We start from the raw sequence: 10,402 nt of genomic DNA, 5'->3' as shown, positions 1-10,402 counted from the left end.
GTGTCAGTCGACAATGATGTTGTCTGACACTCCGCCTTCGCGAGCAAGCCCGCTCCCACAGGGGATTTTGGGGTGTTCAAAATCTTTGCTATTCGCTGATTGATTGCAGCATTCGATGGAGCATGGCATCGCAGCTGTTCAATTGCTCGAGGCTGATGAATTCGTCGGGTTTGTGGCCTTGATCCATGCTGCCGGGGCCGCAGACGACGGTGGGAATGCCTGCTGCGTCGAATAGGCCGCCCTCGGTTCCGAACGCCACGGTGCCAAATTCTCGGGAGCCTGAGACCGCAGCAATCAACTCAGCGGCTTCGCTTTGCGCATCAGTCGCCAAACCGGGGTACGCCGACAACTCGCTGAAGCGAATCTCACTCTGCTCACTCACGGCACGCATGCGCGGCAAAACCTGCTGTTCGGCATAGGCCTTTAGCTCCTGCGCAACCTCACTTGGATCATGCGAGGGCAGGGCGCGGATTTCGAAGTCGAAGCGGCAATCGGCAGGGACGATGTTCAAGGCCTTGCCGCCGGAAATCACACCGGTTTGCACGGTGCTGAACGGCGGATCGAATCGGGCGTCGTGATGCTCGGGTGCTTTGAGCCGGTTGCCAATCCTCCCCAGTTCACCGATCAGTTCCGCGGCGTATTCAATCGCATTGACCCCGAGCGGTGCGTACGCCGAATGGCACGCTTCACCGTGAATGTCGCAGCGCATCGCCAGTTTGCCTTTATGGCCGAGCACCGGCTTCAGCTCGGTCGGTTCGCCAATGATGCAGAGCATCGGTTTGACCGGGCGCTTTTCCAACTCCGACAGCAACGAACGCACACCAAGGCAGCCGACTTCCTCATCGTACGAAAGCGCGATATGCACCGGCAGCCTCAGCGAGGCGTTTACCAAGGATGGAACCAGGGCCAATACGCAGGCGATGTAGCCTTTCATGTCCGCCGTGCCGCGACCGTACAGTTTGCCGTCGCGCTTGGTGAGTTCGAACGGTGCAACGGTCCACGGCTGGCCATCGACGGGCACCACGTCGGTGTGCCCCGACAGCACGATGCCCGGCCGGTCCGCCGGGCCAATGGTTGCGAACAGATTGGCCTTGCTGCGTTGCTCGTTGTAGATCAACTCGCAAGGCACGTCGAAGCGTTCGAGGTAGTCGCGGACGAACTCGATGAGGTGCAGATTTGATTCGCGGCTCGTGGTGTCGAACGCCACCAACGTTTTCAGCAAATCGAGGCTGTTGCTCATCGGTCGTCTCCGGCGACACCGTAGCCAGGGGATTTGTCGGGGGCCAGGGCGCGGTCGATGTAGTCCTGAACCTGTGGGCGATAGGCGTCCCACAATTTCTCAAGCTGGCCGATTGGATCGTGATCCGCCCAATCCACCCGCAGGTTGATGATCGGCCAGGTCAATTCGCCGACCACCACCACCGCGGCCGAATGCACCGGCCCGGCTTCACCGCCCGCCGCGATGGCTGCTTTCATGGCCGCCAGCAAGCGGTCGGTCAGTTGACCCTCGCCATGCTCGAATGCCTCGACCATCGCCTCGATCACTGCACGGTCCGCCAGCATGTTGCCGGCAGCCACGCATTGATCGCCGGACACGGCGTTGTGGTTGCCCAGGGTTTGCGAGCCGCTGAAGTGTGCGGTCTGGCCGAGGTGGTCAATCGCGGTGATCTGGCGGTATTGGCTGTAGCCGTTGCGGGTCAGGACCTTGTCCAACGCTTTGGCCGGTGCAAGGCCTTGCTCCATGAGGGCGAGGACTTCCGGGCCGAGCGACGGCAGGGTGATGTTTTGTGTGGAGACGGCGCCGACACCCGGCAGCAGCCAGGGGCAGCGGGCGCCGACGGCGATGCTGGAGGAACTGATCGCAATGCCGAACTGACCGGTTTCGGGGCAACGGGCGGCGATGGAGAAGGTCATGTTTTGGTTCCTTGTTTAGCCTTGGCAAAGTGGGTGTCTGTGCGGACGCCTTCGCGAGCAAGCCCGCTCCCACATTTGATCTGTGTCGCTCACACATTTTGTGTTCGCTGAAGATCCCCTGTGGGAGCGGGCTTGCTCGCGAAGGCCGCGCCTCGGTCTACTTCCTTACTCAGGAATCACCGCAATCACATCAATCTCCATCAACCACTGCGGTTGTCCCAGTGCCGACACCACCAACCCGGTCGAAATCGGAAACACCCCTTTAAGCCACTTGCCGACTTCCTGATACACCGGCTCGCGATACCGCGGATCGATCAGGTAAGTGGTGGTTTTCACAATGTGGCTGAGGTCGCTACCAGCCTCTTCCAGCAACTGCTTGACGTTGCGCATGGCTTGCTCGGTTTGCGCTCGCGGGTCGCCGAGGCCGACCAGGTTGCCTTCGAAATCAGTCCCGACCTGACCGCGAACGTAAACGGTGTTGCCGGCCCGGACGGCTTGGCACAGGTCATTGTCCAGGCTCTGGTTCGGGTAGGTTTCTTTGGTGTTGAACATGCGAATGCGGGTATGGGTTGGCGTGGACATTTGAAGCTCCTAAAGAAAAATGGCTCAAGCGCTGACAGTTGCTTTATGGGCGGCCGGGACGGTTTCAGCCTCGCGTTGCGCGGCGTCGTGGTAGTCGAGGTAGGAACGCTGGATGGCGATGTGATCAGCCACGTACTTGGCGTCGTGCCAAACGCCCCAGATGAACGAAGACCCGCGACGGGACTGCCACGGCAGGCCGAGAAAATACACGCCAGCTTCGCTCGACACGCCGCGCTGATGTGCCGGTTTGCCGTTGTCGTCGAAGGCATCAACCTTGAGCCAGCTGTAATCCGTGGCAAAACCGGTGGCCCAGATGATCGAGGTCACGCCGGCCTTGGCCAGGTCGAGCTGAAGAATCGGGTTGGTCACGCACTCCGGATCCGGGAAGGTAATGCGCGCTTCAGGCTCTTCCGGCAGGTCCAGGCCGTTGCGTTCGATGTAGGCATCGGCGGCATTGAGCAGCGCCAGATAGTTCTCATCGCCACGCGCCAGGTTCTCGGCAAGGTTCGGTTGAAAAGACGCTACGCCGCCGTTGAACGACTGGGTCAAACCCACCAGCGTCATGCCGCGATGGGCGAGACCACGGAAGTCCACCGTGCGGCCGCCATGCGCACCGCTGACCGCGATGGTCACGTGTTCCCGGCCGGGCTTCATGGCGGCCTGATCCCATTCGCCCAGCACACCCAACCACCAGCAGAAATCACGGTTGCGATAGGCGCGAGGAGGGCGATCATGTGCGCCCACCGAGAGGTATACCTTCTTGCCGGCACGCTGCAATTCATCGGCGATCTGCACGCCCGACGAACCGGCACCGACCACCAGAACAGCGCCTTCGGGCAGCTGCGCCGGGTTGCGATAGTCGGCGGAATGGATCTGCAGGAATGGCTGATCTTTCGGCGCGATTGGCGGGATGACAGGGCGCTGGAAAGGCCCGGTGGCAGCCACCACGCGATTGGCTTCGATCACGCCCTCGGAGGTTTCAATGGTGAAGCCCGGGCGACCGACATTGGGCTCAACCTTCAGCACGTCCACGCCGGTGCGGATCGGGGCGTTGAATTTCTTGGCGTAGGCTTCGAAGTAGTCGGCGACCCGTTCTTTCGGGGCAAAGTCGTCGGGGCTGAGGTCGTCGAAATCGAGACCGGGAAAACGGTCGTGCCAGGCCGGACCGTTGGCCACCAGCGAATCCCAGCGCCCGGTGCGCCAGCGCTCGGCGATACGGTTGCGCTCCAGCACCAGGTGCGGCACGCCGAGTTTGCTCAAGTGTTCACTCATGGCCACGCCAGCCTGACCGGCGCCAACAATCAGCGTATCTGTTTTTATTTTTTCAGTGGTCATCTCAATACCCTTCGAAGTTGGATTTAGGTCGGTAACGGCCTGCCATTTCTTGGGGTCAAGACTAGGGATCACCCTGGTATCGGTAAAATATTATTAAGCTGGCATTTGAGTATAAATAACTGATGCAGAGCGTTTGGTTCGGCGGCTCTCCCTTTAAACGCTAGGCGCTGGCATCGGCTTCATGCTCGTCGGCGAAGGCCATGAGCACCTCCAGATCGAGTACATCCAGCTTGATCCGGGAAATAAAAGCGGAGAAGGCCAGGTTGGCGGCGAGCAGACGCAGATCGGAGGCCCAGGCCGGGACATGGACCGGCCCCTGCAGCCAGCCGGACTCGAAGAGCGGGGCCAAGCGCACGGTATCCCCCAGACTGAGGCGCCCGGCGAACAAATGGCCCACCAGTTCCGGCCGGTTGTCGCGGATCGCGATGCGCAACAGGGTATGCACGCCGAGCAAACCGGTCAGGTAGGCGGCATCCTTGGTGAACGCCGAACCGCCGCGCAGGTCGGCGCCGCGGAACACCCGCTGGGTCGAGCGGAAGGATTCCTCTTGCGACTGTCCGGCCGCGAGAAAACCTTCAAATACCTGGATGAAATCGGCGCCATCCAGCGCCTGCTGGACCGCGAGTACGCGCAGGGCGAGGCGGCGCAGGCGGTTGATGTCCATGCTGCCGGTGAACAGCTCGGCCAGGGTGGCGATGCCCTCTTGGGTCTGGGTCGTGCGTGGCGCCCCCAGGCCCAGGCTTTTGAGGTTGGGTTGGAGTGCGCCGTTTTGTGCCGTGGCGACATGCACGAAGGCCTCATGTTGCAACAACTGGTTCTTGTCCAGTTCCGAGAACAGCGCGCTGGCCCGCAGGCGGATGCGACTGGCCCCGGCGATGGCCTTGGCGGCCAGGGTCGGATCGAGCACGACGGTGATCCGGCCCGGTCCGAAGAAGCGGTCGAGTTCCGGCTGCATCCAGGCGGCGAAGACCTCGGCCGGAATTTCTGCCGGGCACGGTGGAATCCGCGCACCGCCCAGAAGGGCGTCGGTGGTCTTGAGGAAGAATTGGGCCGCGTCCAGCATGCTCAGTTTCAGGCGCGAATAGTAGAAGTCCGGGCGCCGGTACAGCGCTGACGAATACTGAGTAAAGTCGGGTGTGCCGATGGCACCGAGCATGAGCCCGGCCGTGGCATAGCTGCGCGCCGTCATGGCGAGGTGGCGTCCGGCCGGATGGCCTTCATCGCAGCGGCCGATAAAGGCTTCGAGGGCGGCGATGTCAGCGCTGTGGTCGCGCGGGCGCAGCTCGACCCTGGGCAGTTCTGCCTGCCCGGCGCGCCAACGTGTCAGAAATGCTTCCTCAACCCCATCCGGCCAGGCCAGGGCGTCCAGCACGCGGATCTTGCGGACCAGACCGGGTAGAGCAGCATCGAGTTCGGACAGGGACGCGGTGCTCATGAAGATCTCCTTGGGGAACAAGGTTCAATCGCAAAAGTTTAGTCGTTGTCGATACGCCGCGTTGTGACAGGTCAAGTCTGAACTAAGCTGTTCGGTGTGCTTGCGGATGCCGGGTCTTGGCCATCCTGGCACGGCTGAAAACCAGGACCACGCTGACGCAGCCGTGGTGAGGATGAGCGCATGCAAAGCACTGGAGAGCAAAAGCGGGCCCGTGTACTTGATCCGGTCGATCGTGTCACGGAGGTCATCTTCGGCCTGCTGATGGCTATGACCTTCACCGGAACCATCAGCGTGGCCACGTCTGGCCAGGAGGCGGAGCGCACGATGATGATCGCCGCGCTGGGTTGCAACCTCGCCTGGGGACTCGCGGACGCCGTGATGTATTTACTGCGAACCCTGATCGAGCGCACGCGCAACCGTACGCTTCGCACCAACCTGCGCGATGCGACGGACGCAGCCGCCGGGCAAGCGCTCATTGCCGAGGCGTTACCCCCGCGTCTCGCAGCAGCGGCCGGCCCTGAAGAGCTGGAGTCGTTGCGGCGCCGCCTGGTCGAGTATTCATCGATGCCGGTACAGCCACGCCTCGGTTGGGATGATTTCAGGGGCGCTGTCGGTGTTTTCCTGTTGGTGGTGTTCTCGACATTCCCGCTTGTCGTGCCGTTTCTGTTGCTCGACCAGACGGCGCTCGCCGTGCGCCTGTCTAACCTGGTCGGACTCGGCGTGCTGTTCATCGCCGGTTGGGTGCTCGCGAAATACGCTGGCGCAAAACCGTGGCAAGGCGCAATTGCGCTGGCAGTCACCGGCGCTGTTCTAATCACCGCGATCATCGCGCTCGGTGGATGAGCAGATTGCAACCCTACGCTGTTTATTGGTGAGGTCTCGATCATGGCAAAGGACAAGAAAAAAGCCCCTAAGCGTAAATCTGCTGAAAACCCGAAGCTGAAGAGCAAGGATTACCTTGAGCAACTGCGCACCCTGCACGTCGAACTGGTCAAGTTACAGGAGTGGGTAAAAGCCAAAGGCATCAAGCTCTGCATCGTCTTCGAGGGGCGCGATGGCGCTGGCAAGGGCGGAACGATCAAGGCGATTACCGAACGCGTCAGCCCGCGTGTCTTTCGGGTGGTGGCGCTAACGGCGCCGAGTGATCGAGAGAAAAGTCAGATGTATGTCCAGCGTTACCTGCCGTACTTGCCCGCGGCCGGCGAAGTGGTGATCTTCGATCGCAGTTGGTACAACCGGGCGGGCGTTGAGCGTGTGATGGGGTTCTGCACTAAACAGCAGGTTGCCAGTTTCCTGAAGACAACGCCGCTCGTGGAGCGTGCAATCGTCGATTCGGGCGTGATCCTGCTCAAATACTGGCTGGAAGTCAGCGAAGAGGAGCAGACCTGCCGGCTTCAGGAGCGCATCAAGGATGGACGAAAAACCTGGAAACTGACCCCCATGGACCTCAAGTCATACAGCCGCTGGTATGACTATTCACGTGCACGTGACGACATGTTCAAGGCGACTGACACCGATCATGCCCCATGGTTGGTGGCCAACTCGAACGACAAGCGGCGGGCCCGCCTTAACATCATCACCGATTTACTCAGCCGCATCCCGTACAAGGAAGTCGAACACGAGAAGGTGATATTGCCCAAGCGGCAGAAGCCAGGCGGCTATCGCGACCCGGATTATCCGCACCGGCGAGTGCCCGAAAAGTTCTGACGGGCACGTGTAAGCGAATCTGCGCTGTACACCTAAAGGCCACAGTTCTATGAGCGATTCGGATTCTTCGCCTCCCGTCCCGGAACCGGGCCGGATTGCACGCCGGGATACCGGCGACGATACCGGCTGGAGCCGTTGGCTTCCTGGGCTTCGCACGCTGCGCGGGTACCAGGTTGCCTGGTTACGTCACGACATCATGGCCGGGCTGGTACTCACGACGATGTTGGTGCCCGTCGGCATCGCCTACGCCGTGGCATCGGGCGTACCCGGCATCTATGGCCTCTACGCGACCATCGTTCCGCTACTCGCTTACGCATTGTTCGGGCCTAGCCGGATTCTGGTGCTGGGCCCGGATTCCTCACTGGCCGCCGTTATCCTGGCGGTCGTCCTGCCCCTGTCGGGTGGTGACCCGCATCGCGCCGTCGCCCTTGCGGGCATGATGGCGATCGTTTCAGGCGCCGTGTGCATCCTGGCGGGCATCATGCGTTTGGGCTTCATTACGGAGTTGCTGTCCAAGCCGATCCGCTACGGGTACATGAACGGCATCGCGCTGACCGTGTTGATCAGCCAACTGCCCAAGTTTTTCGGTTTTTCGATTGAGTCCGACGGCCCGCTGAGAAACATATGGGCAATCGTCACAGCGGTGATGGAAGGAAAGACCAACTGGACCGCGTTCATGATCGGCGCAGCCACTTTGGTCGTGATCCTGCTGCTCAAGGGCTTCAAGCGCGTGCCGGGCATCTTGATCGCAGTGGCAGGCGCGACCGTCGCCGTCGGCGTGCTGGACCTTGGCACGCGCGCGGGTGTGTCGGTCCTCGGTGCTCTTCCACAAGGTTTACCTGCGTTCGCCATCCCCTGGATCACCCAAGCCGATATTGTACCCGTGCTCATCGGCGGTTTTGCCGTCGCCCTGGTGTCGTTCGCCGACACCAGCGTGCTCTCTCGTGTCTATGCGGCGCGGACCCGTTCCTATGTCGATCCGAACCAGGAGATGGCGGGGCTCGGTTTTGCCAATCTGGCGGCTGGATTTTTCCAGGGCTTTCCAATCAGCAGCAGTTCGTCACGTACCCCCGTGGCCGAAGCCGCAGGCGCCAAAACCCAGTTGACCGGGGTTGTCGGCGCGTTTGCAGTTGCCTTATTGCTGATGGTGGCGCCGAACCTGTTGCAGAGTTTACCCAGCAGCGCGCTGGCAGCGGTCGTAATCTCCTCGGCCATCGGCCTGATTGAAGTCGCCGACCTGCGGCGCATTTATCGCATCCAGCGCTGGGAGTTCTGGTTGTCGATCGTCTGCACCGTCGGCGTGGCCGTGTTCGGCGCGATCGAGGGCATCGGCCTGGCCATCGTGATCGCCGTGATCGAATTTCTGTGGGATGGCTGGCGGCCGTATTCCGCGGTGCTGGGGCAAGCCGAGGGGGTCAAGGGCTACCACGACATCCAGCGCTATCCCGACGCGAGCCTTATCCCCGGCCTGGTGTTGTTTCGCTGGGATGCGCCGTTGTTTTTCGCCAACGCCGAACTGTTCAATGACCGGGTGCTTGCCGCAGTGGCGACATCGCCTACGCCCGTGCGCTGGTTGGTCGTTGCGGCCGAACCCGTCACCAGTGTGGACGTGACCTCTGCCGACGTGTTGGCTGAACTGGACGACACCTTGCACGCGGCGGGCATCAAGTTGTGCGTGGCCGAGATGAAGGACCCGGTCAAGGACAAGCTGAAGCGATTCGGGCTGTTCGCACGGCTTGGCGAATCGGCGTTCTTTCCAACCATCGACGATGCCGTCGACAGCTACCTCGTGATCCATCCGGTGGACGAGGCGCGCTGAGTGGCATTGGCGTCACTCAGCGACGGTCTTTCTCCGCGTTATCCAGATTGACTGGATCGCCCGGTTGGACGCCGAGTTTGTCGCGAATATCCTCGAACATCGCGTCGTATTCCTTGTGCCCGCGCATGATGAGACTGGCATTGGCGGGCACTCCATGCTTGGCCGCAGCCTTTGCCACGCGGCTGGCGAAGTTGAAGGCCGTGTCGCGGTGCATATCGAATTCTTCAGTGAAGCTTTTACCTGATACCGCTCCGTCCATCTTGAAGTGCATCAGCATGCCTTCCTTGGGGTCGCGGCGGACTTCATAGAAGACATCAATGTTGTATTCCGGGACTCCGGGAGTGCCAGGAGCATTAGTACGGTTCAGGTGACCGGGCTTGAACATGAGTGGCTCCTTTTGGGGTGGATGGCTACCTTCCTGGAATCGGCAGTCCATGAAAATCGCATTAATGGAGCGTGCTCCATAGCGTGGAGCTATCAATTTGTAGCAGCGCAAAATCTCCCCTTAGAGCTTAGGTGATCGCTTGGGGTTTTCTACCTTCAAGGTGCACGAAAGGCGTATCCGTACCAGAATGCACGTACCCGTTTCTTTTCTGGAGAACCGCGATGATCAGCAAAAACACGATTTGTCTGTGGTACGACGGCACCGCGCTGGACGCTGCGACGTTCTACGCCAAAACGTTTCCCGACAGCGCTGTGGGAGCGGTCCTTCGCGCGCCTGGCGACTATCCGGCGGGCAAGCAGGGCGATGTCTTGACGGTCGAGTTCACGGTGATGGGCATCCCTTGTCTCGGACTGAACGGGGGCTCGGCGATCAAGCACAACCAGGCTTTTTCGTTCCAGGTTGCAACCGACGACCAAGCCGAAACGGACCGCTTGTGGAACGCGATTGTCGGAAATGGTGGCCAGGAAAATGTATGCGGCTGGTGCCAGGACAAGTGGGGAGTGTCATGGCAGATCACACCACGCGTTCTGACCGCCGCGATAACCAATCCTGATCAAGCAGTGGCCAAGCGCGCGTTCGACGCCATGATGGAGATGGGAAAGATCGACGTCGCTGGGATTGAAGCGGCGGTTAAGGGTTAACTGAGCGGTTACTGCGCTTTCCAGTGACCACCACCCGACTCGCAATCAATTTTCGCCTGACTCAAGTGCTCAGCGCCGTAGTAATACGTAGTGACCTTCGCATTGTTCGGAATGTTCAGCGATGTGCTGCTCTTGTCCTTGCTGGTGGAGTGAGGATTGGCCAGCGATTCTTGCGTCAACGTCGCGATGCAAGTGGCCTGAGAATGATCGGCACATTGTTCGACTTTTTTCTTGGTGCTGGTCAGCATGTCTTTGCTCTCGTTGCTGCATGACCAATCAATGGAACTCACCGGCATGCCTTCGTACTCATAGCAGCTATGCGTTTCGACCACCGGCACGGAAGGGCTTTGGGAGCGGGTCAGCACGTCACAGCCCTCAGCCATGACCAGGGTTGGGCTCAGGCTGGCAAGCAGAAACAGCAGTCTACTGTTCATCGGGGTTTCCTCTCCAATGGCGCCTTGTTTGATCAAAGATCAGCGCTGATAGGCTTTCGAAAACGCGATGAGGCGCGCGGTTCCATTGGT

The 10,402-nt window shown here is 60.6% G+C and carries 11 protein-coding genes; 4 read left to right on the top strand and 7 right to left on the bottom strand.

Annotation, left to right across the window (positions count from 1 at the left end; all coding sequences use genetic code 11):
• Nucleotides 1–88 precede the first annotated feature (88 nt).
• The 5 genes from argE to KGB23_RS19730 all read right to left on the bottom strand — a co-directional run bounded on the left by argE (nt 89) and on the right by KGB23_RS19730 (nt 5,266).
• Entirely contained in the window at nt 89–1,240 is a 1,152-nt protein-coding gene (argE, locus tag KGB23_RS19750; RefSeq protein ID WP_223432279.1) for an acetylornithine deacetylase, read from the bottom strand.
• A complete protein-coding gene (locus KGB23_RS19745; RefSeq protein ID WP_223432278.1) occupies nt 1,237–1,914 on the bottom strand; it encodes a DUF1028 domain-containing protein in 678 nt (225 codons plus the stop codon). Before KGB23_RS19745 ends, argE begins: the two co-directional genes overlap by 4 nt.
• A gap of 165 nt (nt 1,915–2,079) precedes the next feature.
• Entirely contained in the window at nt 2,080–2,496 is a 417-nt protein-coding gene (locus tag KGB23_RS19740) for a RidA family protein (protein WP_008027166.1), read from the bottom strand.
• Between the two features lie 24 nt (nt 2,497–2,520).
• Nucleotides 2,521–3,831, bottom strand: coding sequence for a flavin-containing monooxygenase (locus KGB23_RS19735; protein WP_223432277.1), 1,311 nt, complete (start codon nt 3,829–3,831; stop codon nt 2,521–2,523).
• A gap of 160 nt (nt 3,832–3,991) precedes the next feature.
• A complete protein-coding gene (locus KGB23_RS19730; RefSeq protein WP_223432276.1) occupies nt 3,992–5,266 on the bottom strand; it encodes a flavohemoglobin expression-modulating QEGLA motif protein in 1,275 nt (424 codons plus the stop codon).
• A gap of 180 nt (nt 5,267–5,446) precedes the next feature.
• Between KGB23_RS19730 and KGB23_RS19725 the strand changes: the two genes are divergently transcribed.
• The 3 genes from KGB23_RS19725 to KGB23_RS19715 are packed head-to-tail and all read left to right on the top strand — an operon-like array spanning nt 5,447 to nt 8,792.
• Nucleotides 5,447–6,109 (top strand): VIT1/CCC1 transporter family protein, encoded by a 663-nt coding sequence (locus KGB23_RS19725; RefSeq protein ID WP_223432275.1) that lies wholly within the window; start codon nt 5,447–5,449, stop codon nt 6,107–6,109.
• Between the two features lie 42 nt (nt 6,110–6,151).
• On the top strand, nt 6,152–6,973 hold the full coding sequence (gene ppk2 / locus KGB23_RS19720) for a polyphosphate kinase 2 (protein WP_223432274.1): 822 nt from the start codon (nt 6,152–6,154) through the stop codon (nt 6,971–6,973).
• Between the two features lie 49 nt (nt 6,974–7,022).
• Nucleotides 7,023–8,792, top strand: a complete 1,770-nt coding sequence (locus KGB23_RS19715; protein ID WP_223432273.1) for a SulP family inorganic anion transporter — start codon at nt 7,023–7,025, stop codon at nt 8,790–8,792.
• A 16-nt stretch (nt 8,793–8,808) separates the two neighbouring features.
• On the opposite strand, the gene KGB23_RS19710 is transcribed toward KGB23_RS19715, so the two are convergent.
• Complete coding sequence (locus tag KGB23_RS19710) at nt 8,809–9,177, bottom strand: DUF5064 family protein (protein ID WP_095132201.1); 369 nt, start codon at nt 9,175–9,177, stop codon at nt 8,809–8,811.
• A 221-nt stretch (nt 9,178–9,398) separates the two neighbouring features.
• Between KGB23_RS19710 and KGB23_RS19705 the strand changes: the two genes are divergently transcribed.
• On the top strand, nt 9,399–9,878 hold the full coding sequence (locus KGB23_RS19705; protein WP_223432272.1) for a VOC family protein: 480 nt from the start codon (nt 9,399–9,401) through the stop codon (nt 9,876–9,878).
• A gap of 8 nt (nt 9,879–9,886) precedes the next feature.
• Here KGB23_RS19705 and KGB23_RS19700 read toward each other — a convergent pair whose 3' ends face one another.
• Nucleotides 9,887–10,312, bottom strand: coding sequence for a hypothetical protein (locus KGB23_RS19700; protein WP_150657415.1), 426 nt, complete (start codon nt 10,310–10,312; stop codon nt 9,887–9,889).
• Nucleotides 10,313–10,402: the final 90 nt, after the last annotated feature.

Origin of the sequence: Pseudomonas sp. GL-B-26 (assembly GCF_019947405.1) — a bacterium.
GTDB lineage: Bacteria > Pseudomonadota > Gammaproteobacteria > Pseudomonadales > Pseudomonadaceae > Aquipseudomonas.
This window is presented reverse-complemented; position numbering and strand designations above follow the sequence as displayed.

Coding starts and splice junctions, on each gene's coding strand:
- argE (WP_223432279.1), bottom strand. CDS start 1,240: ATGAGCAACAGCCTCGATTTGCTGAAAACGTTGGTGGCGTTCGACACC.
- KGB23_RS19745 (WP_223432278.1), bottom strand. CDS start 1,914: ATGACCTTCTCCATCGCCGCCCGTTGCCCCGAAACCGGTCAGTTCGGC.
- KGB23_RS19740 (WP_008027166.1), bottom strand. CDS start 2,496: ATGTCCACGCCAACCCATACCCGCATTCGCATGTTCAACACCAAAGAA.
- KGB23_RS19735 (WP_223432277.1), bottom strand. CDS start 3,831: ATGACCACTGAAAAAATAAAAACAGATACGCTGATTGTTGGCGCCGGT.
- KGB23_RS19730 (WP_223432276.1), bottom strand. CDS start 5,266: ATGAGCACCGCGTCCCTGTCCGAACTCGATGCTGCTCTACCCGGTCTG.
- KGB23_RS19725 (WP_223432275.1), top strand. CDS start 5,447: ATGCAAAGCACTGGAGAGCAAAAGCGGGCCCGTGTACTTGATCCGGTC.
- ppk2 (WP_223432274.1), top strand. CDS start 6,152: ATGGCAAAGGACAAGAAAAAAGCCCCTAAGCGTAAATCTGCTGAAAAC.
- KGB23_RS19715 (WP_223432273.1), top strand. CDS start 7,023: ATGAGCGATTCGGATTCTTCGCCTCCCGTCCCGGAACCGGGCCGGATT.
- KGB23_RS19710 (WP_095132201.1), bottom strand. CDS start 9,177: ATGTTCAAGCCCGGTCACCTGAACCGTACTAATGCTCCTGGCACTCCC.
- KGB23_RS19705 (WP_223432272.1), top strand. CDS start 9,399: ATGATCAGCAAAAACACGATTTGTCTGTGGTACGACGGCACCGCGCTG.
- KGB23_RS19700 (WP_150657415.1), bottom strand. CDS start 10,312: ATGAACAGTAGACTGCTGTTTCTGCTTGCCAGCCTGAGCCCAACCCTG.